Origin of the sequence: Paraburkholderia tropica (assembly GCF_014171495.1) — a bacterium.
Classification (GTDB): domain Bacteria; phylum Pseudomonadota; class Gammaproteobacteria; order Burkholderiales; family Burkholderiaceae; genus Paraburkholderia; species Paraburkholderia tropica.
In genome coordinates, this window is sequence record NZ_CP049135.1 from 177176 (window position 1) to 202316 (window position 25141).

At 66.4% G+C, this 25141-nt stretch carries 22 protein-coding genes and 1 pseudogene; 15 read left to right on the forward strand and 8 right to left on the reverse strand.

Going from position 1 to position 25141, the window contains the following annotated elements; all coding sequences use genetic code 11:
* Nucleotides 1-24: 24 nt before the first annotated feature.
* Nucleotides 25-2460, reverse strand: a complete 2436-nt coding sequence (locus G5S35_RS15555; protein WP_065057536.1) for a phosphoketolase family protein — start codon at nucleotides 2458-2460, stop codon at nucleotides 25-27.
* Between the two features lie 409 nt (nucleotides 2461-2869).
* Here G5S35_RS15555 and G5S35_RS15560 point away from each other — a divergent pair, with 409 nt between their 5' ends.
* From G5S35_RS15560 to G5S35_RS15600, 9 genes are all read left to right on the forward strand, one after another.
* Entirely contained in the window at nucleotides 2870-3856 is a 987-nt protein-coding gene (locus tag G5S35_RS15560) for a zinc-dependent alcohol dehydrogenase family protein (RefSeq protein WP_176080607.1), read from the forward strand.
* Nucleotides 3857-4006: 150 nt separating this feature from the next.
* The gene (locus G5S35_RS15565) at nucleotides 4007-4468 is read left to right on the forward strand and encodes a universal stress protein (protein ID WP_074985781.1); all 462 of its coding nucleotides are present in this window, start codon (nucleotides 4007-4009) and stop codon (nucleotides 4466-4468) included.
* Nucleotides 4469-4876: 408 nt separating this feature from the next.
* The gene (locus G5S35_RS15570; protein ID WP_065057538.1) at nucleotides 4877-5443 is read left to right on the forward strand and encodes a hypothetical protein; all 567 of its coding nucleotides are present in this window, start codon (nucleotides 4877-4879) and stop codon (nucleotides 5441-5443) included.
* On the forward strand, nucleotides 5433-6179 hold the full coding sequence (gene phbB, locus G5S35_RS15575) for an acetoacetyl-CoA reductase (RefSeq protein ID WP_065057539.1): 747 nt from the start codon (nucleotides 5433-5435) through the stop codon (nucleotides 6177-6179). Before G5S35_RS15570 ends, phbB begins: the two co-directional genes overlap by 11 nt.
* Nucleotides 6176-8044: a PHA/PHB synthase family protein gene (locus G5S35_RS15580; protein ID WP_183039174.1), complete on the forward strand. Its 1869-nt coding sequence runs from the start codon at nucleotides 6176-6178 to the stop codon at nucleotides 8042-8044. Before phbB ends, G5S35_RS15580 begins: the two co-directional genes overlap by 4 nt.
* Before the next feature lie 148 nt (nucleotides 8045-8192).
* Nucleotides 8193-8624, forward strand: a complete 432-nt coding sequence (locus G5S35_RS15585) for an Hsp20/alpha crystallin family protein (RefSeq protein WP_065057540.1) — start codon at nucleotides 8193-8195, stop codon at nucleotides 8622-8624.
* A gap of 199 nt (nucleotides 8625-8823) precedes the next feature.
* Nucleotides 8824-9072 carry a hypothetical protein gene (locus G5S35_RS15590; RefSeq protein ID WP_176080605.1) on the forward strand — a complete coding sequence of 83 codons (249 nt, stop codon included), beginning with the start codon at nucleotides 8824-8826 and terminating at the stop codon, nucleotides 9070-9072.
* Nucleotides 9073-9206: 134 nt separating this feature from the next.
* Nucleotides 9207-9368 (forward strand): hypothetical protein, encoded by a 162-nt coding sequence (locus tag G5S35_RS15595; protein WP_167371420.1) that lies wholly within the window; start codon nucleotides 9207-9209, stop codon nucleotides 9366-9368.
* Between the two features lie 250 nt (nucleotides 9369-9618).
* Nucleotides 9619-10599: a hypothetical protein gene (locus tag G5S35_RS15600; protein ID WP_110328209.1), complete on the forward strand. Its 981-nt coding sequence runs from the start codon at nucleotides 9619-9621 to the stop codon at nucleotides 10597-10599.
* A gap of 59 nt (nucleotides 10600-10658) precedes the next feature.
* Here the strand turns inward: G5S35_RS15600 and G5S35_RS15605 are convergent, their stop codons facing one another.
* A complete protein-coding gene (locus tag G5S35_RS15605) occupies nucleotides 10659-11414 on the reverse strand; it encodes an SH3 domain-containing protein (RefSeq protein WP_074985634.1) in 756 nt (251 codons plus the stop codon).
* Nucleotides 11415-11695: 281 nt separating this feature from the next.
* Here G5S35_RS15605 and G5S35_RS15610 point away from each other — a divergent pair, with 281 nt between their 5' ends.
* Nucleotides 11696-13018 carry a TIGR00366 family protein gene (locus G5S35_RS15610; protein WP_074985636.1) on the forward strand — a complete coding sequence of 441 codons (1323 nt, stop codon included), beginning with the start codon at nucleotides 11696-11698 and terminating at the stop codon, nucleotides 13016-13018.
* Between the two features lie 107 nt (nucleotides 13019-13125).
* Here G5S35_RS15610 and G5S35_RS39455 read toward each other — a convergent pair whose 3' ends face one another.
* Together G5S35_RS39455 and G5S35_RS39460 are read right to left on the reverse strand one after the other, a co-directional pair.
* A complete protein-coding gene (locus G5S35_RS39455; RefSeq protein ID WP_313903850.1) occupies nucleotides 13126-13608 on the reverse strand; it encodes a DUF488 domain-containing protein in 483 nt (160 codons plus the stop codon).
* Nucleotides 13606-14172 (reverse strand): annotated as a pseudogene (locus G5S35_RS39460) (uracil-DNA glycosylase family protein); the annotation flags it as partial. The pseudogene G5S35_RS39460 and the gene G5S35_RS39455, both read right to left, overlap by 3 nt.
* Nucleotides 14173-14486: 314 nt before the next feature.
* On the opposite strand from G5S35_RS39460, the gene G5S35_RS15620 reads away from it, so the two are divergent.
* The 5 genes from G5S35_RS15620 to dld all read left to right on the forward strand — a co-directional run bounded on the left by G5S35_RS15620 (nucleotide 14487) and on the right by dld (nucleotide 21613).
* Nucleotides 14487-15536 carry a patatin-like phospholipase family protein gene (locus G5S35_RS15620; RefSeq protein ID WP_183039176.1) on the forward strand — a complete coding sequence of 350 codons (1050 nt, stop codon included), beginning with the start codon at nucleotides 14487-14489 and terminating at the stop codon, nucleotides 15534-15536.
* Nucleotides 15533-17023 (forward strand): GntP family permease, encoded by a 1491-nt coding sequence (locus G5S35_RS15625; RefSeq protein ID WP_183039177.1) that lies wholly within the window; start codon nucleotides 15533-15535, stop codon nucleotides 17021-17023. Before G5S35_RS15620 ends, G5S35_RS15625 begins: the two co-directional genes overlap by 4 nt.
* A 175-nt stretch (nucleotides 17024-17198) precedes the next feature.
* Complete coding sequence (gene hpnR / locus G5S35_RS15630) at nucleotides 17199-18743, forward strand: hopanoid C-3 methylase HpnR (RefSeq protein WP_065057557.1); 1545 nt, start codon at nucleotides 17199-17201, stop codon at nucleotides 18741-18743.
* 84 nt (nucleotides 18744-18827) lie between these two features.
* Nucleotides 18828-19718, forward strand: coding sequence for a LysR family transcriptional regulator (locus tag G5S35_RS15635; protein WP_065057548.1), 891 nt, complete (start codon nucleotides 18828-18830; stop codon nucleotides 19716-19718).
* Between the two features lie 146 nt (nucleotides 19719-19864).
* On the forward strand, nucleotides 19865-21613 hold the full coding sequence (gene dld, locus G5S35_RS15640) for a D-lactate dehydrogenase (RefSeq protein WP_082991651.1): 1749 nt from the start codon (nucleotides 19865-19867) through the stop codon (nucleotides 21611-21613).
* Nucleotides 21614-21663: 50 nt separating this feature from the next.
* Here dld and G5S35_RS15645 read toward each other — a convergent pair whose 3' ends face one another.
* The 4 genes from G5S35_RS15645 to G5S35_RS15660 all read right to left on the reverse strand — a co-directional run bounded on the left by G5S35_RS15645 (nucleotide 21664) and on the right by G5S35_RS15660 (nucleotide 25124).
* On the reverse strand, nucleotides 21664-22425 hold the full coding sequence (locus tag G5S35_RS15645) for a DUF4410 domain-containing protein (protein WP_183039178.1): 762 nt from the start codon (nucleotides 22423-22425) through the stop codon (nucleotides 21664-21666).
* Between the two features lie 252 nt (nucleotides 22426-22677).
* On the reverse strand, nucleotides 22678-24045 hold the full coding sequence (locus tag G5S35_RS15650) for an ATP-binding protein (RefSeq protein WP_183039179.1): 1368 nt from the start codon (nucleotides 24043-24045) through the stop codon (nucleotides 22678-22680).
* A 10-nt stretch (nucleotides 24046-24055) separates the two neighbouring features.
* Complete coding sequence (locus G5S35_RS15655) at nucleotides 24056-24769, reverse strand: response regulator (RefSeq protein ID WP_074985640.1); 714 nt, start codon at nucleotides 24767-24769, stop codon at nucleotides 24056-24058.
* Between the two features lie 34 nt (nucleotides 24770-24803).
* The gene (locus G5S35_RS15660) at nucleotides 24804-25124 is read right to left on the reverse strand and encodes an EF-hand domain-containing protein (RefSeq protein WP_065057552.1); all 321 of its coding nucleotides are present in this window, start codon (nucleotides 25122-25124) and stop codon (nucleotides 24804-24806) included.
* Between the last annotated feature and the right edge of the window lie 17 nt (nucleotides 25125-25141).

Consider the following 25141-nt stretch of genomic DNA (forward strand, 5'->3'; position numbering starts at 1 on the left):
CGCGTTTGAGCCTCAGGTCGGGTTTCAGGTCTCGCCGCCCGGCTGCGGCGTGCGCGAGCGCGACCAGCGCCAGTTCTTGATCTCGGGCATGTCGTCGCCGTATTCGTCCACGTAGCGGCGGTGCTCCGCAAGCTTGTCGTGCAGCGTCTGCCGCAGGTGCGCTGCGCGCTGCGCGAGGCCTTCCACGCGGTCGATCACCGCTTCGCAAAGGTGGAAACGGTCGAGTCGGTTCACCACCGTCATGTCGAATGGCGTGGTCGTCGTGCCTTCCTCGATAAAGCCGTGCACGTGAATATTCGCGTGATTCACGCGCCGGTAGGTGAGGCGGTGAATCAGCGACGGATAGCTGTGATGCGCGAAGATCACGGGCCGGCTCACGGTGAACAGCGCGTTGAAATCGGCGTCCGACAGACCGTGCGGATGGCGGTCGGCCGGTTCGAGCGTCATCAGATCCACCACGTTCACGACGCGTATTTTCAGATCGGGCAGCCAGCCGCGCAGCAGGTCGACGGCCGCGAGCGTCTCCAGCGTCGGCACGTCGCCCGCGCAGGCCATCACCACATCGGGCTCGCCGCCTTCGTCGTTGCTCGCCCATTGCCAGATGCCGATGCCGTCCGCGCAATGGCGGATCGCCGCATCCATATCGAGCCACTGCGCCTGCGGCTGCTTGCCCGCCACGATAATGTTGATGCGGTTCCAGGTGCGCAGCACGTGATCGGTCACGGCGAGCAGCGTGTTGGCGTCGGGCGGCAAATAGACGCGCACCGTGTCCGCCTTCTTGTTCACCGCGTAGTCGATGAAACCCGGGTCCTGATGGCTGAAGCCGTTATGGTCCTGACGCCACACATGCGACGTGAGCAGGTAATTGAGCGAGGGCAGCGGCCGCCGCCACGGAATCTCGCGGATGACCTTCAGCCACTTCGCGTGCTGGTTGAACATCGAATCGATGATGTGAATAAACGCCTCGTAGCACGACATGAAGCCGTGCCGGCCCGTCAGCAGATAGCCTTCGAGCCAGCCCTGGCAGGTGTGCTCGGAGAGGATTTCCATCACGCGTCCGTCCTGCGCGAGCTGCACGTCGTCGGGCGTGGTGTCGGCGAGCCATGTGCGCGACGTCACGTCGAAGACGTCGGACCAGCGGTTCGAAGCGGTTTCGTCGGGGCCGAAGATGCGGAAGTTGCGCGTCGGCAAATTCACGCGCATCACTTCGCGCAGGAATGCGCCCATCACGCGCGTGGCTTCGGCGTCGACCTGGCCCGGCGAGGGCACCTCCACGGCGTGGCGCTCGAACGCGGGCACGCGCAGTTCGCGCACGCGTCCGCCGCCGTTCGAACGCGGATTCGCGCTCATGCGCCGTTCGCCGCGCGGCGAGAGCGCGGCAATCTCGGGCGCGAGGTGGCCGTGCTCGTCGAACAGTTCCTCGGGCCGATAGCTGCGCATCCAGCTTTCGAGCAGCGCCAGATGACCGGGCTTGGCGATGTTCGCGAGCGGCACCTGATGCGCGCGCCACGAACCTTCGGTCTTGAGTCCGTCGACAGTCTTCGGGCCGGTCCAGCCCTTGGGGGTCCGTAGCACGATCATCGGCCAGCGCGGCCGTTCGATCGCCGCCTGGGGATCGGTTTCGGCCTGCGCCCGCGCGGCTTGCTGAATGCGCGCGATCTCGTCGAACACGGTGTCGAACGCAGCAGCCATCAAGCGATGTCCCTCGACCGGATCCTCGGTTTCGACGAACACGGGCTCGTAGCCGTAGCCGCGCATCAGCGAAGCGAGTTCTTCGTCGCCGATGCGCGCGAGCACGGTCGGCCCCGCGATCTTGAAGCCGTTCAGATGCAGGATGGGCAGCACCGCGCCGTCCGTCACCGGATTGAGGAACTTGTTCGAGTGCCAGGCGGTGGCGAGCGGACCGGTCTCGGCCTCGCCGTCGCCGATCACGCAGGCGACGATCAGGTCGGGATTGTCGAACACCGCGCCGTACGCATGCGACAGCGCGTAACCGAGTTCGCCGCCTTCGTGGATCGAGCCGGGCGTCTGCGGCGCAACGTGACTCGGAATGCCGCCCGGAAAGCTGAACTGCTTGAACAGCACGCCCATGCCTTCTTCGTCCTGCGGCACGTTCGGCCAGGTCTCGCTATAAGTGCCTTCGAGCCAGGTGTTGGCGACCACGGCCGGGCCGCCATGTCCCGGCCCCGCGAGAAAGAGCAGATCGAGATCGCGCTCGTTGATGACGCGGTTCAGATGCGTGTAGAGAAAATTCAGGCCGGGCGTGGTGCCCCAGTGGCCGAGCAGGCGCGGCTTCACGTGCGTGAGTTGCAGCGGTTCGCGCAGCAGCGGATTGGCGAGCAGATAAATCTGGCCGACCGAGAGATAGTTCGCCGCGCGCCACCAGGCGTCCATAAGCTGCAACTGATCGTCGGAAAGCGTCGGGCGGGAAGACGGCGTGATGGGCGTGATGGGGCTCATGCGTGCTCCTGTGGCGCGCGGTGGCGCGGCATGGGACGGATCGGCGCGCGAGGGTGCTCGCGCGCGAGAAGACTGGTTTGCGGATGCCGCGACACAGGCACAGCGCCGCGCGGGCGGTCGGCCGGCGGTCGAGTGCCAGGCTTGGGCGTGGCGTCGCGGCTCGCGCTATGGTGCCACGTTCGATGGAAGCGCTTTCGCTGAGTGTGCGTTCGGAGTGCATTGACTGTGCGTGCGGCGTGCATCCGGCGTGCATCCGGAGCGCACTGCGGCGGACGCGCTCATCGCGGCGCGCGTGCCGAGCGCGTAACATGATCGATGCGTCCCCGTTCGCGAAGTGCGGCGCACGGCTCTCCCGACGCGATCCCGCCACACACGGCACCCTGCAAGGCGCAAGGCCAGGAGGACGACGATGCGAGCGATGTTGTTCGACGGCACGAGTCCGCGATTGCGCGAAGTGGATCTGCCCGATCCGACACCGCGCGCGGGAGAATTGCTGATCGACGTGGAAGCCTGCGGCGTGTGCCGCACCGATCTCCATGTGGTCGACGGCGACCTGACGCACCCGAAGCGGCCCGTGATTCCGGGCCATGAAATCGTCGGCACGGTGGCGGCGCTCGGCGAGGGCGTGACGGGCTTCGCGCCCGGCGACCGCGTGGGCGTGCCGTGGCTCGGCCACACCTGCGGCCACTGCCGATTCTGTCTGCGCGGCCGCGAAAATCTCTGCGACGCGCCCGGTTTCACCGGCTACACGATCGACGGCGGCTACGCCGAACGCACGGTCGCCGACGCGCACTACTGCTTCCATTTGCCGCGCCAGTACAGCAGCGTCGCGGCGGCGCCGCTGCTTTGCGCGGGGCTCATCGGCTATCGCACGCTCGTGCTGGCCGGCGATGCCGACTGCATCGGCATCTACGGATTCGGCGCGGCGGCGCATATCGTCGCCCAGCTTGCGCGCTATCAGGGCCGCACGGTCTACGCGTTCACGCGCCCCGGCGACACGGCCGCGCAGGACTTCGCGCGGCGGCTCGGCGCGGCGTGGGCCGGCGGCAGCGACGAAACGCCGCCCGCGCCGCTCGACGCCGCCTTGCTGTTCGCGCCGGTCGGCGCGCTCGTGCCCGCCGCACTGCGCGCGGTGACGAAGGGCGGCACGGTCGTCTGCGGCGGCATTCACATGAGCGACATTCCGTCGTTTCCGTACGCATGGCTCTGGGAGGAACGGCGCATCGTCTCGGTCGCGAACCTCACGCGCGACGACGGCACGGCCTTCATCGCGATCGCCGCGCGTCACACGCTCGACATCGAGACCACGACGTACCCGCTCGCGCGCGCGAACGAGGCGCTCGCCGATCTGCGCGAGGGGCGGCTAACGGGCGCGGCGGTCTTGACGATGCGTTGAGCGGCGCGCAATCGTCCCCATGTGGACAGTGCGGGCCGAGCGCGCAAAAGCGCCAGAGCAGCGAGCAGGCCGGTCGGCGGACAGATTTTCGGTTGCGCGAACGGGATGAGCCGTTCGCCGCGGATCATGGGCGAAGCCCGGGAGGTCACGATGTACAAGCAGATTCTGGTGGCGGTCGACGGCAGCCGCAGCGGCCGCCGTGCGCTGGACGAGGCGATCAAGATCGCGCAGGCGACGGGCGGCGCGATCACCGCGTTGTATGTGGTGCAGCATCCGGCGCGTCTCGTCGATATCAGCACGGGTTTTGCGGAAGAACAGACGCGCCATGCCGCCGAAGCCGATGTCGCGACCGAGGCGCTCGACGAAGCGAAAACCGCGCTCGCCGACGCCGGCGTGAACGGCAGCACGCGTGCGGCCGATTCGAACGGCGAGGAGGTCGCGGCGGTGATCTACCGCATCGCGGCGGAGGAGGACGCCGATCTCGTCGTCATGGGCACGCGCGGGCTGTCGGGCGTGAAGCGGATCCTGCTCGGCAGCGTCGCCGAGAGTTTTCTGCGCACGGCGGATCGTCCCGTCATGCTCGTGCGCAACGAGGACCCGCACGCGGCGTGAGCCGGAAAAGCCGCCGATCGGTGCGGACCGCGCGCGACGATCTGTCGCAAAAATGACGCTCGCGCCTGACTGGTGATGCGTTTTGACGTAGTTGACATCCCAAAATATGACGTCGATCAGTCGTGTCGACGTCATGTGGCGCGCGGACGCGGGGCTTCGTGCCTATGATGTGGGTTCGATCCCGTCGGCTCCGAAATAGGCCGTAGTCCGAACGATTGCTTCGCGGCGCCGCTCACGGCGGTTTGTTGCGATGCAGCGGTCGGCAGCGCGCCGCCGCGAGTGGACGGGACCGCGCTCGTCGCGATTGCGCTTGTGCAGCGCAATGCGCGGCGTCGCTCACATTCCGCCCGGCGTTCAGCCGGATCACGCACTTTCCGCACTCGCCGCACTCTTGTGAGGACCTCGATCATGACCCAGGCTTCCCATCCCTCGTTCGATGCGTGGCGCACCAGTGCGTCCGCCGCGCTGCAACTGCTCGTGCATCAACAGCAATGGCGCGAGCAGATGCTCAAGCTCTGGCAGCGCCGCCTCGAACGCGACCGTCATGCGCTCGATGGCACGCTCGAGTCGCTGCATGGCGCACAGGACTGGAGCGATTTCTCGGCGGCGGCGCAAACGGTCTGGCGCGACTATCTGAGTGCGAGCGCGGCGCTCTGGCAGGAGGGCGTGACCACGTCGATGCAGAACGCGGGCGCATGGAGCGACGCCGCGCGCGACATGGCGCAGCACTGGCAGACTTCGCTCGAAGTCTTGCAGCGCGGCGCGGCGGTGCCGAAAAACGGCGCGGCCTTGCCGATGCGCGAGTGGATGGCGGCGTTCGAGCGCGCGATGAACGGCGCGGCGGCGCAGGCGGCAGGCGTCGCCAACACGATGGCGCAGGCGGCGAACGCTGCCACGGCCAGTCCGGCCGCGGACGGCGCGCGCACGTCGAAAAAGCAGGAAGCCGGCGCCGACGGAGGCCAGCATGGACGCTGAGCGCATCGCTTTCGTCACCGGCGGCATGGGCGGGCTGGGCGCCGCGATCAGCCGCAGCCTCGCCGCGGCGGGCTTCAAGGTCGCCGTGTCGTGCTCGAAGGGCAACGACCACGTGGCCGCGTGGCTCGACGCGGAGCGCGCGGCGGGCCGCGCGTTCGAACACTACACGATGGACGTCGCCGATCACGACGACTGCGCGCGCACGGCGGAGCGCGTGCTCGCGGACCTGGGCCGCATCGACGTGCTCGTGAACAACGCGGGCATCACCTGCGACCGCAGTTTCGTGAAGATGACGAAAGCCGACTGGGACTGCGTGCTGCGCACCGATCTCGATGCGCTCTTCAACGTTACGAAACCCTATCTGCCGGGCATGCTCGAACGCGGCTACGGGCGCATCGTCAACGTGGGTTCCGTGAACGGTTCGCGCGGCGCGTTCGGGCAGACCAACTACGCGGCCGCGAAGGCGGGGCTGCACGGCTTCACGAAATCGCTCGCGCTCGAAGTGGCGAAGAAGGGCGTGACGGTGAACACGGTGTCGCCCGGTTATCTCGCCACGCAGATGGTCGCGGCCGTGCCGGAAGAGGTGATGAAGACGCGCATCCTGCCGCAGATTCCGGTCGGCCGTCTCGGGCGGCCCGAGGAAGTGGCGGCGCTGGTCGCATTCCTCTGTTCCGACGACGCGGCGTTCATCACGGGCGCCGATATCGCCATCAACGGCGGGATGCACATGCAATGAAGCCGACGAGGACGCGCAGCGCGCTCGCTCAACCGCGTCCGCCGCTCAGCGGCGCCGAGGGCGGCACAGGGCGCGAGACCGCCGGTGCGACGGCGCCGCGCGCGAAGGGCGCGGACGCGCCGCCGCCGCTTGCGCCGGATTGGCACGATCCGCTCGATCAGGCCGCGCGCGCCGCGCTGACGTTGCAGGCGAGCGGGTTGTCGCCCGTGTCGGCGTCGCTGGCGTGGCTCGACTGGAGCACGCATCTGGCGAGCGCCCCCGCTACCTGCTTCGCGCTGACTACGCGTGCGTGGTCCGACGCGCTGGCCGCGTGGGGCGCGGCGTGGCCCGGCGCGGCTTCCTCGACGCAAGACCCGCCGCCGGGCGCGTCCGCTGATGCGCGATTCGCCGCGCCCGCGTGGTCGGCCTGGCCGTACAGCGCGTGGCGCGACGGTTATCTGCGCACGCAGTCGTGGTGGCGCGAAGCGACCGAGACCGTCGCCGGCGTCGATCCCCATCGCGCCGATCTCGTGCGCTTCATGGTGCGGCTCTGGCTCGACGCAGCGTCGCCGGGCAATTTCGCGGCGACCAATCCCGTGGTGCTCGATGCGGCGCGTGCGAGCGGCGGCGCGAATTTCGTCGCGGGCTACCGGCACTGGCTCGAAGACTGCGCCGCGCAGGCGCGCCGCGCGGCAGGCGGGCCGCCCGAGCCGCTTGCGTTCGTACCGGGCCGCGACGTGGCCGTGACGCCCGGCAAGGTCGTCTGGCGCAACGCGCTCTGCGAGCTGCTGCAATACGCGCCCACGACGCCAGACGTCGCGCGCGAGCCCGTGTTCATCGTGCCGTCGTGGATCATGAAGTACTACGTGCTCGACCTGCAACCGCACAATTCGCTGGTGCGTTTTCTCGTCGATCAGGGCTTCACGGTGTTCATGCTCTCGTGGCACAACCCGTCGCCGGCCGAGCGCGACTGGCATCTCGACGACTATCTGAACGCGGTATTCGAAGCCCTCGCGGCCGCCCGCGCGCGTTGCGGCGACGCCCCCGCGCATGCGGTCGGCTATTGTCTCGGCGGCACGCTGCTCGCGATCGCCGCGGCGGCGCTCGGTCGAGAGCCGCAAGCGGTGAACGGCAGCGCGCCGATGCAAGCGGACGCGCTGCGCACGGTATCGCTGCTCGCCGCGCAAACCGATTTCCGCGCGCCGGGGGAGCTGCGTTTCTTTATCGGCGAGAGCGAGCTAGCGGCGCTCGATGCGCTGATGGCGCGCCAGGGTTGTCTCGAAGGCGAGCAGATGGCCGCGACGTTCCAGTTGCTCAATTCGCGCGATCTCGTCTGGTCGCGCGCGGTCAACGAGTATCTGCTCGGCCAGCGCTCGAAACCCAACGACCTGATGTCGTGGAACGCCGATACCACGCGGATGCCGTACCGCATGCACAGCGAGTACCTGCGCCGTCTCTATCTGCACAACGATCTGGCGCAAGGGCGTTACCGCGTGAACGGCCATGCCGTGTCGCTCGCCGATATCGCGCAGCCGATGTTCATGGTGGGCACCGAGCGCGATCATGTTTCTCCGTGGCGGTCGGTTTATCAGTTGCTGCATATGACGCGCAATCCGGCGACGTTCGTGCTGACTTCGGGCGGGCATAACGCGGGCATCGTTTCGGAACCGGGGCATCCGCGGCGTCACTATCGCTGTGGGAATCGCGAGGCGGGCGCGCCGTGGCAGCCGCCGCAATCCTTCTTCGACGAGACGCCGCCGGTCGAGGGTTCATGGTGGCCGCGCTTCGCACAATGGCTGCACGCGCAGTCGAGCGAAAAAATTTCTGCACGCGGGCTTGAAGAGGGTCTTGCAAACGCGCCAGGCGTCTATATCTTCGAGCGGTAGGCGCGATCGCAGGGGAACAGAGGCCAAGCCGGGTTTGGCCATCCTCGCGTATTGCTAAGGAGTCCGTTCAATTGATGTGCGTGAAAAATCACGCCACGCAAGTGCGGACAGCCAAATCATTCTTCAAGTGATCTTCAAGGAGCCAGTCATGAGCCATATCTCGCGTCACGATCCGTTTTCGTTCGATGGTGTGCCCGATCTGTTCCAGGGTTTGTTCCGTCCGATGCGGAGTGCGGGTGCGTCCGAAGGTCAAGCGGCGAGTATTCGCATCGACGTGACGGAAAACGATGCGGCTTATACGGTCAAGGCGGAAATGCCGGGCGTCGCCAAGCAGGACATCGACGTGAAAATCGACGGCAATCTGGTGGCGATCGCGGCCAAGGTCGAGCGCGATGCCGAATTGAAAGAAGGCGAGCGCGTGCTACGGCGCGAGCGTTATTCGGGCAGCGTGAGCCGCTCGTTCACGCTGGCCGCCGACGTCGACGAAGCGCAGGCAAGCGCGAGCTATAACGACGGCGTGTTGACGCTGGTGTTGCCGAAGAAGGCGGCGGGCGCGAGCAGGCGTCTCGAGATCCACTAAAGCCTGGTCAACAGCCAGGGCGACTGGTGACGTAAGACAGGCGGCGCGCGGTTCGCGATTATTGCGAACCGCGCGCCGCATTTTTACGTCATTAGCAACGATCTTCGGGCCGTAATGCGACGAAACACGCTTGTAGCGAAACTGTACGTTTAGGCCGCTATGCTGGTCAGCACTGTGAGTTCTGGACAGGAGAGATTCGATGCTCAGTCACCACGAACTGGCCGCGCTGCTGCTGATCCGCGACGCGAACACGCCGCTGCACACGCTCGATTCCGATTTTCTCGCGCTGGCGCGCTACCAGCTTGTTGAAATGGACGCCGACGAACGCGGTTACGCACCGCGTCTCACGAGTCTGGGCCAGGAAGTGCTGCGGCGGCTGACACACGACGGTCACGACGATCACGACCAACGCGACGACCGCTGGAACGAAGAGGGCGGCACGGCGTGACGGTGGACATTGGCGATGCGGCTGTTGTCAAGAGGCGGATATCGGGCGCTACGCTCGTTACAAGCGTGTAACTAAATGTGATGCGCTTTGCGTTACAGTGCTGCCTTTTGTTGCCGTCCATCGAGAGTCCACGCATGAAAATCATCGCCAAGCCGTTCGCCCGTCTGTCCGCCCTGATGCTGTGCGCTGCCATGGCCGCGCCGCTGGCCGCCGTCGCCGCTCCGCATCATCACACCGTGTGCCACACCGAAGTTCAGCATCACCACCCGGTGCGCGTTTGCCACAACGTGCACTGATCGAGTACCGATTCCGCTTCGGCGGAGCTTGCCGCACCGAGGTGCGGCATTTTTTTCTCCGTAATAATTCGTTATCCGAAGTAATTGGCGGAAATGGCAATGCGCGGAATACGCGGCGATGTGATGTATGTCGTGTTTTGTGTGGTTGCGCACACGCAGTACGCGCCGTTCGCCGGGAAAATGATGCGATCGCATCGCAAGACGACGCGCAACCGGCGTCGTCCGGCACTCACACAGGGTCGTCTACGTAATGAAGCAAGCCTGGAGTTTCGCGGTTGGCGCCGCGGTATTGTTCCTGTCGTCCAGGTGTGCTGTCGCCCAGGAGTTCACGCTGTTCGCCGGTCCGCTCGTGAGCGGCTCCGACCATTCGTATTCGTGGGAAATGAATTATATGGAAGGCTTCGGCAAGTATTTCGCCGGCAGCGTTTCATGGCTCAACGAAGGCCATATTCCCGGGCATCATCGCGACGGGCAGAGCATTCAGGCGTGGGCGCGTCTGCCGTTCGACAACCGGCGCTTCGTGTTTTCGCTGGGCGTCGGCCCGTATCGTTATTTCGATACCGAAGCCGCGAAGCAGGGGCTCGGCTATTCGAACACGCACGGCTGGGGCGCGGTGTATAGCGCGCGTTTGACGTGGTACGCCAGCAACCGCTGGACGGCGAATCTGCAACTGAACCGCGTGGGCGTCGCGCGCGGGCCGTCCACCACGGCGCTCATGCTCGGCGTCGGCTATCAACTGGACGCGCCGGACACGCCGGGGCCGCGCGACTTCGCGCTGCCGCGCACGCACGACGTAACGAACAACGAAATCACGTTGATGGCGGGCGAGACCATCCTCAACAGCCTGGAGTCGCAAACGTCCGCAGCCGAATCGATCGAATACCGGCGCGGCATCACGCATTGGCTCGACGGTTCGATCGGGTATCTGCACGAGGGGAATGGCCTGTCGGCGCGTCGCGACGGCGCAACCGCGCAACTGTGGCTCACGCGCGCATTTCTCGACGACCATCTCACGCTGGGTTTCGGCGCGGGCCTTTACGCCGCGATTCACCACGGCGACGACAGCGATCAGCGCGATACCGGCGACGGCATTCTGTCGGGGCTCGTCTCGGTTTCGGCGTCGTATCGGTTCACCCAGCATTGGGCGGCGCGCGTGACGTGGAATCGCGTCGTCACGCGCTATAGCCGCGATACCGACGTGATCCTGGGCGGCATCGGCTATCGCTTCTGAGCAAGCTTAAAGACAGGTCGGGCGCGCCTGCCTGGCAGGTGCGGCGCGCCCGGCCGCGATCAATTGCCGGGGCGTCCACCGCCGCCGCCACCTCCGGACGGGCGATTTCCGCCACCGCCACCGCCACCACGTCCGCCGCCCCCACCGCCGGGCGGCCTTCCGCCACCACCGCCTTGTCCTTGCGGCCTGCCGCCTGCTTGGTTGCCTGGCGGCCGCGCGTTGTTGTTGCCTGGCGGCCGTGCATTGTTGTTGCCTGGCGGGCGGGCGTTGTTATGACCCGGCGGCCGCGCGCCGCTGTTATTGGGCGGACGATGTCCCTGACCCGAACCGGGCCGGTTGCCGGGACCACCCGGCGGACGTCCATGCGAGGGCGGCCGGATCGCGGGCGGCGGTCCCGGACGCGGACCCGGATGACGGCTCCAGCGTGCCCGGTTGCCGTACCACGGCCGGTCACGGTAATAGCTGCCCCAATACGCGCCGAGCGAGAACGTGATGATCGGCAGGCCGATGGTCGGGCCGTAGTTCATCACCGGCACGCGCGCACCTTGCCACGGATACGAGATATACCCGCCATAGACCCAGCCGCGCAGGCCGGGCAGGCTGACGTCGCACCAGCTGAAGCCGGAGACGCAACCCATCACCGCAATCGAAACGCCGCCCGGCACTTGCGCCACGACGGGGAAATCGCCGGCGGGACCGGCGTACAGATTGACGGTCATGCTCGTGAACGCCTGGGACTGCGCGAGCGCCGGCGCGGGCGCCGCGACGAGCGTGGCGAGTCCGGCGAGCATCGCACCGATGAGCTGTTTGCGCATCGCGGCTCCTTGGTGGTTGGCACTGCCCGGTGAAATTATTGGGACACAACCTCAACGGTAGCAGATAAGCGATTTAGGGCGCGGTTGCGCATGTTACGGGTTATTTCGACGCCATCAGGACGCATACGCCGCATTTCGGGACACGACGGCGCGCGGGCGAGCCGCACGCGCTCGCGCGGCTTGTGCAAGAATCGCGGCTCGGCACGCCGCAGGACGCAGGCGCCCCAAGTCGCAGCAGAAGCGGCAGCCGGATCAAATCAGAAAGACGAGGAGCAGACCAGGTGATTCAACGCATTGCCAATTTCTTTACCGGCGTAGTCCATCGATTCTTGCCGGACCCGCTCATTTTCGCGATCCTGCTGACGGTCGTGACCTTCGTGCTGGCGTTCTCGCTGACGCCGCAGCCGCCCGCCCAACTTGTGATGATGTGGGGCTCGGGCTTCTGGAATCTGCTCGCATTCTCGATGCAGATGGTGCTGATCCTCGTGACCGGCCACGCGCTCGCCAGCTCGGCGCCGGTCAAGCGCCTGCTGGTCGCGCTCGCCGGCTGTGCGCGCACGCCGGGCCAGGGTGTGATGCTGGTGGCCTTCGTGGGCGCGGTTGCGTGCGCGATCAACTGGGGCTTCGGCCTCGTGCTCGGCGCGATGTTCTCGCGCGAAGTGGCGCGCCGCGTGCGCGGCACCGACTACCGGCTGCTGGTCGCCGCTGCGTACATGGGTTTTCTCACGTGGCACGGCGGCCTCTCGGGCTCGGTGCCGCTGGTCGCGGCCACCAAGGGCAATCCGATGGAAAAGACCATCGGCCTGATCCCGGTTTCGCAGACCATTTTCACGGGCTACAACGCCTTCATCACGATCGCGCTGATCGTCCTGCTGCCGATTCTCGTGCGCCTGATGATGCCGAAGCCTGAAGACGTCGTCTCGGTCGATCCCGCGCTGCTCGAAGATCCGCCCTCGGTCGAGCGCAAGCTCGGGCCGGACGCGACCTTCGCCGAACGCATCGAGGAAAGCCGCGCGCTCTCGCTGCTGGTGGCGGCGCTGTGCGCGGTGTTTCTGGGCGTGCGTTTCCACGAAAAGGGTTTCGCGCTCGACATCGACACCGTGAATCTGGTGTTCCTCGCCGCGGGCCTCGTGCTGCACAAGACGCCGATGGCCTATGCGCGTGCGGTGGCCGGCGCGGCGAAGGGCGCGTCGGGCATCATGATCCAGTTCCCGTTCTACGCGGGCATTCAGGCGCTGATGGACCATTCGGGTCTCGCGGGCGTGATCACGAAATGGTTCGTCGATATCGCCAATGTGCACACGTTCCCGCTGCTCGCGTTCCTGAGCTCGGCGGTCATCAATTTCGCGGTGCCGTCGGGCGGCGGCCACTGGGTCGTGCAGGGACCGTTCGTGATGCCGGCGGCCCAGGCGCTGGGCGCGGACCTCGGCAAGTCGGCGATGGCGATCGCTTACGGCGAGGCGTGGACCAATATGGCGCAGCCGTTCTGGGCGTTGCCCGCACTGGCGATCGCGGGCCTCGGCGTGCGCGACATCATGGGTTACTGCGTGACCACGCTGCTGTTCTCGGGCGTAGTGTTCATCGCGGGGATGTATCTGTTCTGATCCGTACCGAAGTGTTTTGAGGTGTACTGAAGTGTCCGCCAGGGACAGTCTGGACACTTCACGGACACTTTGGACAGTGCAACGCCCGGCCCATGCGCCGGGCGTTGTCACTTCCGGTGGCGATGTTTCGCGAGAAAGTCGCGCAGCACGGCGGCGTGATTGTGCTCCGTATCGTGCGCGCCGTAGAGCAGCACGATGGGATGCTGCGCGCTGGCGTCGGCAAGCGGTTGCCAGCCCTCGCGGTTGGCGTCGAGTTCGGCGAGATAGCGGCGGCGGAATTCGTCCCAGTGCGCGGCGTCGGTGCCGCTCGCGTGAAACCACTGGCGCAGCGCCGTGCTCGGCGCGACATCCTTCGCCCAGGTCACGCCGGCGAGCGTCTCCTTGCGGATGCCGCGCGGCCACAGGCGGTCGACGAGAAAGCAGGCGCGTCCGTCGTCGGGCAGCGGTTCGTACACCCGCTGGATCTCGATGGTCCCTTGAGTCATCGTGTGCGTCTCCTGGTGAGCCGTGGCGATACGCGCGCCTCGGTGCGCGGATGTGGGCGATGCGATTAGCGATGCAGCAGCCGAGGCCCCGTCCGCCGCATCCATCAGCGCCGCGACGCGCGCGCGCAACGCGGGCAGCACGTCGTGCCCGAACCACGGATGGTGCTTGAACCACGCCTGATTGCGCGGCGACGGATGCGGCAGCGGCACGCAATCCGGCCCGTACTCGCGCCACGCTTCGACCGTTTCGGTCAGCGACGCCTTGCGGCGCGCGCCGAGCATATAGCGCTGCGCGTACTGTCCGACCAGCAGCGTAAGCCGCACCTGCGGCAGCAGGGCGAGCAGGCGTTCGTGCCAAAGCGCGGCGCACTCGGGGCGCGGCGGGTTATCGCCGCTCGCGCCGCGGCCCGGATAGCAGAAACCCATCGGCACGATGGCGACGCGCGCGGCGTCGTAGAACACATCCTTGCCGATGCCGAGCCACGCGCGCAGACGCTCGCCGCTTGCGTCGTCCCACGGAATGCCGGAGGCGTGGACCTTCGCGCCCGGCGCCTGACCGACGATCAGCAGACGCGCGGTCGTGCTGGCCTGCAACACCGGGCGCGGGCCGAGCGGCAACGCATCGCCGCACACGCCGCAGGCGCGGATGTCGGCAAGCAGACGGGGAAGCCGGGACAGTGTGGCGGAACGGGGCACGATTGGCGAAAACGAAGGGGCGAAAAACGAAGCGGCGAAAAACGAAGCGGCGACCGGCGCGGCCACGCTCGACAAAGGCGAAAAAATCAGTCTACCAAAGGCATTCGGGACGCACGTCCTGATGCATGACAAAGCGCACCTCGGACGCACCTCAAGCGTACCCAAAATCCCCGCCAATCTCCCCAAAAGCCCATCCCAAGCCAGAAATTGGCGCAGTGCGGCATCCGCGCGAAGCGCTCCGCGCTTTTCCTGTAACCTCGCCAAGGGTCGCAGATCAAGGAGCCCCCATGGCCGCCGAACGTGACACGACATCCCACGCCGAACCGCTGCTCGTCGACCTCGCCTTGCAGGGCGGCGGCTCGCACGGCGCCTACACCTGGGGCGTGCTCGACCGCCTGCTCGAAGAGCCGTGGCTGCGGATCGAAGGCATTTCCGGCACCTCGGCGGGCGCGATGAACGCCGCCGTGCTCGCGAGCGGCTTCGCGCACGACGGCGCGCCCGGCGCGCGCAAGGCGCTCGAATCCTTCTGGCGACGCGTCGCCGACGCCGCGCGTTTCAGTCCGTTCCGGCGCGGTTTCGTCGACATGCTGCTGGGTCGCTGGACGCTCGATCACTCGCCGATCTTCGTCGCGCTCGACATGATGGCGCGCGTGGCTTCGCCCTACGACCTCAATCCCGCGAGCGTCAATCCGCTGCGCACGATCCTCGCGGACACCATCGATTTCGACGCGCTGCGAACCTCGCGCATCAAGCTGTTCACGACCGCGACGCGCGTGAGCAACGGGCAGGCGCGGGTGTTCCGCAACGCCGATCTCACGCCCGACGCGCTGCTCGCCTCGGCTTGCCTGCCCACGCTGTTCCAGGCCGTCGAAATCGACGGCGAGGCGTACTGGGACGGCGGTTACGCGGGCAATCCGTCGATCACGCCGCTGATCCGCGAAACCGATTCGATCGACACGATCCTCGTGCAGGTCAATCCGGTGGAGCGCACGGGCACGCCGCGTTCGGCGCGCGAGATCATCAACCGGGTCAACGAGATCGCGTTCAACGCGCCGCTCATCAAGGAGCTGCGCATGATGGCGCTGCTGCACAAGGTCGCCGACGCGGGCAGCGAGGAGGGCCGCCGCTGGGCCAGCATGCGGCTGCATCGCGTGCACAGCGACACGCTCGTGTCGCTCGGCTCGTCATCGAAACTCAATGCGGAATGGGCTTTCATGACGATGTTGCGCGACGAAGGGCGGCGCACCGCCGACGCGTTCCTCGCCAGCCACGGCGCGCAACTGGGCGTGGACTCGACCTTCACACTCGACGAACTCTTCCACGGAGAACAGCCATGACCGCCGGCGCGCTGGCGCTCGGCCTCGTCGGCATGCTCGCGAGTCTTGCGCTGCTGATCTGGCTCGCGTATCGCGGCTGGAGCGTGCTGCTGCTCGCGCCGCTCTGCGCGATGCTCGCCGCGCTGATCTCGGGGCAGCCCGTGCTCGCGCACTGGACGCAGACCTTCATGCTGAGCACGGGCCGTTTTCTCGCGCAGTTCTTTCCGCTGTTTCTGCTCGGCTCGCTGTTCGGCAAGCTGATGGAGGACAGCGGTTCGGTCGACGCCGTCGCGCAATTCATGATCGACAAGCTCGGCACGCGTCACGCGCTGGTGGCCGTGGTGCTCGGCGGCGCGCTCGTGACTTACGGCGGCGTGAGCCTCTTCGTGGCGTTCTTCGTGCTCGCGCCGATGGCGCAGGCGTTGTTCCGCTCCGCGAATATTCCGCGCCGTCTGATGCCCGCGACGATCATGCTTGGCACGGCCACGTTCACGATGTCCGCGCTTCCCGGCACGCCCGCGCTGCAAAATGCGATTCCGATGCCGTTCTTCGGCACGACGCCGTTCGCGGCGCCGGGGCTTGGCATCGTCGCGACCTGCGTGATGGCGGGCTTCGGGCTCTGGTGGCTCGGGCGCGCGGCCGCCGCGGCGAAGCGCAACGGCGAAGGCTTCGTCGAGCCGCACGACGGCGGCGCAGACGACGCCTCGCGCGGCAAAAGCCCGCTCGTGCGCGAACGCGCGAGCGTGGCGCAAACCTTCGATCCCGCCGAAATCGACGCGGGCGCGGACGCGTCGCTGCACGCCGGCGCGCCGCCCGCGTCGGTCGCGCTCGCGCCGCTCGTGGTGGTGGTCGCGATGAACTTCGTGATGAACATGCTGGTGTTTCCGCGCATCGACGCGAGCTATCTCGCCGAGCCGCGCTGGGGCGCGACGTCGCTGTCCGCCGTCGCGGGCGTGTGGGGTGTGTGCGTGGCGCTCGCGCTCGGCATCCTCGTGCTGGTGGCGCTGAACCGTCAGCGGCTGGGCGCGCTGCGCGAGAGCGTCGATGCGGGCGCGAACGCGTCGGTGCTGCCGGTGCTGAGCGTCGGCAGCCTCGTCGGCTACGGCGCGGTGATCGCCGCGCTGCCCGCGTTCGAGGCCGTGCGCGACTGGGTGCTCGGCATCGGCGGCGGTCCGCTCGTTTCGCTCGCGGTCGCGACGAACCTGCTCGCCGGGCTGACCGGCTCGGCTTCGGGCGGCCTGACGATCGCGCTCGATGCGCTCGGCAGCACGTATATGCAGCTTGCCGCGCAGCATCATATCGATCCGGCGCTGATGCATCGCGTGGCCGTGATGTCATCGGGCACGCTCGACAGCCTGCCGCACAACGGCGCGGTGGTGACGCTGCTGGCCGTATGCGGTTCCACGCATCGCGACAGCTATCGCGATCTGGTGGTGGTGAGCATCGTCGGCGCACTGATCGCGCTGGCCGTGGTGATCGCGCTGGGCTCGCTGTTCGGCAGTTTTTGAATGCGCGATGCGGTGATAAGGAAGCAACCACGAAGCAACGATAAAGGGCCGATAAGGAAGCGGCGCGCCTGAAAGCGCGCTCGCGCGAACGCGCGTAGACTCGCACGTGGCAGTGCCAGGCATCCAGCATCGAGCAACAGGCAGGCGCGTGACGCGCGTCGTGCAAGGAGGCTTCATGAGATTGCTTGCCGTCCACCCGAGTGGGTTGATGTACACGCGCGTGTTCCTGCGGCTCGAACCGCTGGGTCTCGAATCGGTCGCGGGCACGGCGCGCGATGCGGGCCACGAGGTGCAACTGCTCGACCTCCAGGTGGAAACCCATCGCGACCTCATGCGCCGCGTGCGCAACTGGCGGCCCGAAGCGCTGTGCTTTTCGGGCAACTACCTGGCGAACATTCCCGAAATCGTCGATCTCGCGAAAGCCGTGAAGGCCGTGCTGCCGTCGTGCTTCGTGTTCGTGGGCGGCCACAGCGTGTCGTTTACGGCGCACGATCTACTGCGCCACGCCGAGGGCGCGATCGACTGTATTCTGCGCGGCGAGGGCGAAGCGTCGATCAACGATCTGCTCGCCGTGGTGGCGCAGGGCGGCGACCTGCTGAGCGTGGCGGGCGTCGTCACGCGCGACGGCTCCGGGCCGCCGCCGCGCTTCGTCGAGCATCTCGATCCTGTGCGTCCCGCGCGCGATCTGTTGCGGCATCGGCGCAAATACTTCATCGGCACACTCGATCCATGCGCGTCCATCGAGTTCGCGCGTGGTTGTCCGTGGGACTGCACGTTCTGCAGCGCGTGGACCTTTTACGGGCGCAGCTATCGCACGCGCAGCCCCGAAGTGGTGGTGGAAGAACTCGCTGCGCTGCGCGAACCGGGCGTTTTCATCGTCGACGACGTGGCCTTCGTGCACGCCGAACACGGCATGGCGATCGCCGATGCAATCCGCCAACGCGGCATCAAGAAGCGTTACTACCTCGAGACGCGCGGCGACGTGCTGCTGCGCAACAAGGACGTGTTTCGCGCGTGGGAATCGCTCGGGCTCAAATACATGTTTCTGGGCCTCGAAGCGATCGACGAAGCGGGGCTCAAGGCGTTTCGCAAACGCATCAGTCTCGACCGCAATTTCGAGGCGCTGGAATTCGCGCGCTCGCTGGGCATCACCGTGGCCATCAATCTGATCGCCGATCCCGATTGGGATCACGACCGCTTCGAAACCATTCGGCAGTGGTGCCTGGAGATTCCGGAGATCGTGAATATCAGCGTGAACACGCCGTATCCGGGCACCGAAAACTGGCAGCAGGAATCGCGGCCGCTCACGAGCCTCGACTATCGCCTCTACGACATTCAGCACGCCGTGGTGCCGACGCGCCTGCCGTTGGCCGAGTTCTACGCGGAACTCGTGCGCACGCAGCAGGTGCTCAATCGCAAACATCTGGGCTGGAGCGCATTGCGCGGCGCGGCGGGCCAGGCCGCGCATCTGCTCGTGCGCGGTCAGACCAATTTTGTGCGCATGCTATGGAAGTTCAACTCGGTGTTCGATCCGCGCCTGCAACTCGCCGATCACGAACGCGAGGTGAAATACGCCATGTCGCCGCCGCCTGCCATGCACGGCGCGCCGGCCATCGATATGAAAACCGTCTATATTCACGGTCCGATCGGCCGCAAGGGCCGCAAGATCGACGACGCCACCGAGCGCTTCGTCGACGAAACGCGCATGGGCACGGGCTGACGCCACGTCATCCGCCATCCGGCGTCATGGACGCGCGCGCCGATCTGATCCACACTGCGCGGATTGGATCTAGACGAAAAAGATATGGAACTGCGTCAGCTACGCTATTTTCTCGCGGTCGCCGAGCATTTGCACTTCAGCGAAGCCGCGAACGCACTCGGCATTGCCCAGCCGCCGCTGAGCCAGCAAATCCTCAAGCTCGAAAAGGAAATCGGCACGCGGCTGTTTATCCGCCATTCGCGGCGCGTGGAACTGACCGAAGCGGGGCGGCTGTTTCGCGTGCGCGCGCAACGCATCGTCGAAGACGCCGACCTCGCGCTCGCGGAGGCGCAGAACGTCGGGCGCGGCGAAAGCGGACGGCTGATTCTGGGCTTCGCGGGCTCTACCGTGTTTCATCCGCTCGTTGCCACGGTCTTGCAGCGCTTTCGCAGCGCGTGGCCCGGCGTGACGATCGGCTGCGAGGAGAGCAACAGTTCGGTGCTGCTCGACCGCGTGAACGATGCCAAAGTGGACGCGGCTTTCGTGCGTTTGCCGCTCGATTGCCGGGGGCTTGCCACGCAGATGCTGGTGGAAGAAGACGTGCTCGCCGTGCTGCCGCCGCGCCACCGTTACGCGCGTCGCCGCAGCATCGATCTGGCTGATCTCGCGGGTGATCCGCTGATTCTGTTTCCCCGTCCTATTGGACCTGATCTCTACGATTCCATCATCAGCGCGTGTCATGCGGCGGGCTTCAATCCGGTCATCAGCATGGAGTCGCCGCAGATTTCCTCGACCGTGAACATGGCCGCGGCAGGTTTCGGCGTGACGCTGATTCCGTCCTCTATGCGGCAGATTCAGGCGAAGGGCGTGACCTATCACGCGCTCAAGGGCGGCTCGCTGCACACGACCATCGCACTCGTCTATCGTCCGCGCGAGAAAGCCCCCACGTTGCAGAACTTCGTGCGGATCGTGCGCGAGGCGGCGCGCCACGCCTGAGGCGACCCAGGTCGATCTATATCTTTTTCGTCTTGATCGAGCGGGCTTCCGATATTGGACGGCGCCGCAGCCCGCCTTTATCCTTGTAAAAGTTGCGAAAGCCCCGTTTCGTGTGTGTTTTCGCCCTTGATCCAGGAGCTGTTCGCATGTCCACTGTTTCTCCGTCACCGGTCGCGTCGCGCGCTCAACGCGACGCCGCGCGTCCGGTGCTAATCGCCTCGCTGCAAGCGCTCGTTGGCCGCGACTATGTGCTGACCGGCGACGAAGCCACGCGGCGTTATCGCACGGGATTTCGCTTCGGTCAGGGCAAGGTGGCGGCGGTGGTGCGGCCCGGCTCGCTCGTCGAGCAGTGGCAGGTGCTGCAAGCGTGCATGGCCGCGAATGCGATCGTGATTTCGCAGGCGTCGAATACCGGTTTAACAGGCGGCTCCACGCCCGACGGCGACAACTACGATCGCGATGTCGTGATCGTCAGCATGGCGCGCATGCGCAAAGTTTACGTGATCGACGGCGGCAAGCAGGTTGTCTGTCTGCCAGGCTCGACGCTCGATCAGCTCGAACAGACGCTCAAACCGCTTGGCCGCGAACCGCATTCGGTGATCGGCTCGTCGTGCATCGGCGCGTCGGTGATGGGCGGCGTCTGCAACAACTCCGGCGGTTCGCTGGTGCGGCGCGGTCCGGCTTACACGGAAATGAGCGTGTACGCGCAGGTCGACGCACAAGGGCGGCTGAGTCTCGTGAATCATCTGGGCATCGCGCTGGGCGACACGCCCGAGCAGATCCTCGCGCGTCTCGATCGCGGCGAGCTGCCCGAAGACGCGATTCGCCACGATGCGGGTGCGGCATCGGACCGGCACTATGCCGAGCACGTGCGCGACGTCAACGCCGATACGCCCGCGCGCTATAACGCCGATCCGCTGCGTCTGCATGAGGCGTCGGGATCGGCGGGCAAGGTGATGGTGTTCGCGGTGCGCCTCGATACGTTCCCCATCGAGAAGGGTGCGAAGGTGTTTTATATCGGCACCAACGCAACGTCCGAACTCACCGACGTGCGCCGTTATCTGCTCACGAAACTGTCGAATCTGCCGATTGCGGGCGAATATCTGCATCGAGACGCTTTCGATATCGCCGAGCGCTACGGCAAGGACATGTTTCTCATGATCCAGCATCTCGGCACGCAGCGTCTGCCGGGGCTGTTCGCGCTCAAGAGCCGCTTCGACGCGTTTTTCGAGCGACTCGGCTTTCTGCCCGCGCATTTCACCGACCGCGTGATGCAGGCGCTGAGCCGCCTGTTTCCGAGCCATTTGCCCGCGCGCCTCAAGGATTATCGCGAGCGCTACGAACATCATTTGATGCTCAAGGTGTCCGCCGATACCGTCGATGAAACGCGCGCGTATTTGCAGCGCTATTTCGGGGACGCGAGCGGCGACTTTTTCGAATGCACCGACGAAGAAGGCAGCAAGGCTTTTCTGCATCGCTTCGCGGCGGCGGGTGCGGCGGTGCGTTATCGCGCCGTGCACGGTCAGGAAGTCGAGGATATCGTTGCGCTCGATATCGCCTTGCGCCGTAACGATCGCGACTGGTTCGAAACTTTGCCCGCGCACGTCGAAAAGCCCATCGCGATCAAGCTGTATTACGGGCATTTTCTTTGCCACGTGTTTCATCAGGACTATATCGTTCGCAAGGGCAACGACTGCCTCGCGCTCGAACACGAGATGTGGAAACTGCTCGATGAACGCGGCGCCGAATATCCGGCGGAGCACAACGTCGGGCATCTTTATCACGCGAAGCCTGCGTTGAAAGCGTTTTACGAAGAACTCGACCCGTGCAACTGCTTCAATCCCGGGATCGGGCAGACGTCGAAGTTCGCGCATTATCGCGAGCAGGCTGAATAAATGAAAAAGGCGGCGCTTTCATGCGCCGCCTTTTTTTATCGACGCAAGACTCAGCTTGCGTGGCTGACCGGCATCCAGCCATTTTCCTGCGCGGCTTGACCCAGTTGCTTCGCGATCGAGCGGGCGAGCTTGTCGGCGTCGGAGGTCACGGTGTCGTGCTTCGCTTCCGACGCGCCGTGCAAGCCGCCGCCTGCCGCCGCCGACACCGCCACATGACCCGCCGCCGCGCCCACGCCTGCCGTTTCGGCGACGCCCGGCATATGGCCGCTGTCCGCGTTGGCTTCGAAGGTCGCGAGCGCTTGCGGCGCGCCGTTGGCCGGCACGAACGAGAGTGCGATGGTCGCGCTCACTTCGCTCTTGCCCGCGCCCAGACCAATCAGAATGCGACGGCGACGGCTGCCTGCGTCGATGGTGTCGATGCGGCCTTCCACGACGATCGCGTTGCGTCCGGCGGGAACCGGACCATCGGCGCGCACGGCGTTCAAACCCTGCTTGCGCAATTCGGCGACGATTTCATTGGCGAGCGCTTCGCGTGCTGCGAGCGCCGTTTGTTGCTGCTGTTGCGCCGACGATTCGCCGCTCGCCATCGACTTGATCTTCTGCGCCATGCCGCCGTCGAGCTTCACGAGATCGGGCGAAATCTCGAACGCCGACACGTAGATCACGTCCGCATGAACTTGCGGCAGCGGACCGGCCGACTGCAACGCCGTGGCGGCCGAGGCGCAGCCCGAGGCGAACAGCGAGCCGGCGAGCAGTACGGCGCCCGCGAGGCGCTTGGTCTTGTTGACGAGGGAGAGAAGGAGCGAGTTCATGTCGATGTCCGTTGCCTGAGTGCTTGATTGCATGAGTGGTCCGATACTCGCGAATTGATCAGGATGGCGAACTATCGGAAATGCTTCGTTAGAGCTGGCAGGGCATCGTGTTACGCGCGCGGTGTCTGGCGTGTCTTGCGGTCCGATGCGTCGTTCAGCGCATGGGTGCAAGTATGGGCAAAGGCGCGCGCGGACGCCACGCGCAAATTATGTCGATTCATGTCACCTGCGATCACCCGCAGTGAGCCGCGCTTATCTGCGCGCGGCGGCCGGGGCATTCGTCTGAGGGTTCAGCGGCAGCCGCACGAGGGCTTCGAGTCCGCCGCCCGCGCGGTCGTGAAAAGTTAGCGAACCGCCGTGCAGACGCGCGATGCGTTCGACGATGGCGAGTCCGAGGCCGGTGCCGCCGGAATGCGTGCGCGCGTTGTCGCCACGGCTGAACGGCGATTTGAGGTGCTCGAGTTCCGCGGCGCGAATGCCGTTGCCGCGATCGCAGATGGCCACGCAGGCGTCGTCGCCGTCGCGCCAGGTGCGCACGCGCAGACCTGTGCGTCCGTACACCACCGCGTTCTGCATCAGGTTCATCAGCACGCGCATGACGGCGACGGGCCGGAACGCGAACGGCGGCAGGTCGCCTTCCTCCAGATCGAACTCGTGCCCGAGCCCCGTGAATTCGGCGACGAGCTGGCCCGCGAGCGCGTTCAGATCGCCCGTTTGCGGCGCCTCGCGCTCGCCGCTGCCCGCGTAATCCATGAACTGCTGAAGAATCGTGTCGATATGGTCGAGATAGCCCTCGGACGACGCGACGAGGCTGTCGTTGGTGCCGCGCGGCAGCGCCATCGCAATCGCGAGGCGCAGCTTCGTGAGCGGCGTGCGGATGTCGTGCGAGACGCCTGCGAGCATCAGCGCGCGCGTCGCTTCCGCCTGTTTGAGCGCGTCGGTCATCTGATTGAAGGCGCGGCTGACCTCGGCGATTTCGGTGGGGCCGTCGGTCGGCAGCGGCGCGGGCGCGTCGCCGGCGCTCACGCGCCGGGCCGCATCCGCGAGATCGGCTAGCGGGCGGTTCAGATGCAGCTGGATCAGCCAGCCCGTCAAGCCCGCGAGCAGCGCGAGGCCGATCGACAGAATGACCGCCGTGGTGATGCCGCTCGCCTGGGCGTCGGCGGTCATCGGCAGCGCGATCCAGACCGGCTCGCCGGCCGCATGCACGCGGATCCAGAGGCGCTCCTCGTCGGTGGTTTCCCAGCGTATGGGCATGTCGGCGGGCAGATCGCGCGTAAGCGAGCGGATGAAGACATCGCGCTGCCACGTGCGGAAGAAGCGCAGCGGGCTGATCGCCGGCATCGCCGTACTCGCGGCGGGCGCGCTGCGATGCGCGTTCATGCGCGTGGCGGCCGCGCGGCCTTCGTCGGGCGGCATGGCGGCGAGCAGGCTGTCGAGCATGCGCACGTAGTCCGCGAAAATGATCGACGCGCGCTCGATGCGCGGGCGCTGCACGAAGTGAAGCAGCGCGCTCAGCGAGCACGCCTGCGTGAGCGCGACGAGCACCACCAGCAGCACGATGTTGCGCGAGAGCAGCGAGCGCGGCAGCCAGCGGCGCGGTTGGGCGGGAGCACGCATGCGGGGCGCGTCAGGTGTCGACGCCGGCCACCAGCATGTAGCCGATGCCCCACACGGTCTTGATGAAGCGCGGCTTGGCGGGATCGTCCTCGACGATCTGGCGCAGCCGCAGGATCTGCACGTCGACGCTGCGATCGAGCGCGTTGTGATCGCGTCCGCGCGCGCGGGCGAGCAGGTTTTCCCGGCTCACGGCGCGGTTCGGCGACGAGCCGAGCGCGTGCAGCAACAGCATCTGCGCCGAGTGGACGTCGATCGGCACGCCGTCGCGCATGAGCGTCTGCTGGCCCACGTCGAAGGTGAAGGCGCCGAAACGCAGCCGCTGCGAGGTGACCGTGGGTTCGCCGGACGCCATTTTCTGGCGGCGCAGCAGCGCTTTCACGCGCGCGACGAGTTCGTCGGGCAGGAAGGGTTTGGCGAGATAGTCGTCGGCGCCTGTTTCGAGGCCGATGACCTTGTCGGCGGCGTCGCCTTTCGCGGTGAGCATCAGGATCGGCAAGGTGTGGCCTTCGGCGCGCAGACGGCGGCAGACGCTCAGGCCGTCTTCCGGCTCCATCATCAGGTCGAGCACGAGCAGGTCGTAGGGCTCGCGTTGCAGCATGCGGTCGAGGCGCTTGCCGTCGGCGACGGCGCGCACCTCGAAGCCATGTCCGCTCAGGAAGCGTTGCAGCATGTTGCGCAGCTCGGCTTCGTCATCGAGCACGATGATCCGGTTTGCCTGCTCCATCGGCCGCCTCCGGCGGGGGTAGGGTTGAAGGGCGTCAGCGCACCGCGGCGGCGCGTTCGCGCATGAAATCTTCGATCTGCGCGAGCGTGATGTAGCCGTTGTGCTGCGTGTCGATTTCGTCGAAGTGCTGCGCGACCATCGGCATGCCGCTTTGCGCCTGCGCGCGCGTGAGCTTGCCGTCGCCGCTCGTGTTCGCCTGGGCGAAGCGTGTGGGCAACTGCGCCATCGCGCGTTCGAGTCGTCCGCTGTTGATCGCGCCGGGCGGCGTGGACGTCGTTTGCGCGAGGGCCGTGGCCGGCACCGTCGCTGCTGCTGAAACGATACACAAAACAAGGGCGGCAATCATCTTCTTCATGCTGAACTCCGTGAGGC

Coding starts and splice junctions, on each gene's coding strand:
- G5S35_RS15580 (WP_183039174.1), top strand. CDS start 6,176: ATGAAGCCGACGAGGACGCGCAGCGCGCTCGCTCAACCGCGTCCGCCG.
- G5S35_RS15655 (WP_074985640.1), bottom strand. CDS start 24,769: ATGGAGCAGGCAAACCGGATCATCGTGCTCGATGACGAAGCCGAGCTG.
- G5S35_RS15605 (WP_074985634.1), bottom strand. CDS start 11,414: ATGCGCAAACAGCTCATCGGTGCGATGCTCGCCGGACTCGCCACGCTC.
- G5S35_RS15585 (WP_065057540.1), top strand. CDS start 8,193: ATGAGCCATATCTCGCGTCACGATCCGTTTTCGTTCGATGGTGTGCCC.
- G5S35_RS15555 (WP_065057536.1), bottom strand. CDS start 2,460: ATGAGCCCCATCACGCCCATCACGCCGTCTTCCCGCCCGACGCTTTCC.
- G5S35_RS15560 (WP_176080607.1), top strand. CDS start 2,870: ATGCGAGCGATGTTGTTCGACGGCACGAGTCCGCGATTGCGCGAAGTG.
- G5S35_RS39455 (WP_313903850.1), bottom strand. CDS start 13,608: ATGGATGCGGCGGACGGGGCCTCGGCTGCTGCATCGCTAATCGCATCG.
- G5S35_RS15565 (WP_074985781.1), top strand. CDS start 4,007: ATGTACAAGCAGATTCTGGTGGCGGTCGACGGCAGCCGCAGCGGCCGC.
- G5S35_RS15570 (WP_065057538.1), top strand. CDS start 4,877: ATGACCCAGGCTTCCCATCCCTCGTTCGATGCGTGGCGCACCAGTGCG.
- G5S35_RS15625 (WP_183039177.1), top strand. CDS start 15,533: ATGACCGCCGGCGCGCTGGCGCTCGGCCTCGTCGGCATGCTCGCGAGT.
- G5S35_RS15590 (WP_176080605.1), top strand. CDS start 8,824: ATGCTCAGTCACCACGAACTGGCCGCGCTGCTGCTGATCCGCGACGCG.
- G5S35_RS15645 (WP_183039178.1), bottom strand. CDS start 22,425: ATGAACTCGCTCCTTCTCTCCCTCGTCAACAAGACCAAGCGCCTCGCG.
- G5S35_RS15620 (WP_183039176.1), top strand. CDS start 14,487: ATGGCCGCCGAACGTGACACGACATCCCACGCCGAACCGCTGCTCGTC.
- G5S35_RS15635 (WP_065057548.1), top strand. CDS start 18,828: ATGGAACTGCGTCAGCTACGCTATTTTCTCGCGGTCGCCGAGCATTTG.
- G5S35_RS15595 (WP_167371420.1), top strand. CDS start 9,207: ATGAAAATCATCGCCAAGCCGTTCGCCCGTCTGTCCGCCCTGATGCTG.
- dld (WP_082991651.1), top strand. CDS start 19,865: ATGTCCACTGTTTCTCCGTCACCGGTCGCGTCGCGCGCTCAACGCGAC.
- G5S35_RS15650 (WP_183039179.1), bottom strand. CDS start 24,045: ATGCGTGCTCCCGCCCAACCGCGCCGCTGGCTGCCGCGCTCGCTGCTC.
- G5S35_RS15660 (WP_065057552.1), bottom strand. CDS start 25,124: ATGAAGAAGATGATTGCCGCCCTTGTTTTGTGTATCGTTTCAGCAGCA.
- G5S35_RS15600 (WP_110328209.1), top strand. CDS start 9,619: ATGAAGCAAGCCTGGAGTTTCGCGGTTGGCGCCGCGGTATTGTTCCTG.
- phbB (WP_065057539.1), top strand. CDS start 5,433: ATGGACGCTGAGCGCATCGCTTTCGTCACCGGCGGCATGGGCGGGCTG.
- hpnR (WP_065057557.1), top strand. CDS start 17,199: ATGAGATTGCTTGCCGTCCACCCGAGTGGGTTGATGTACACGCGCGTG.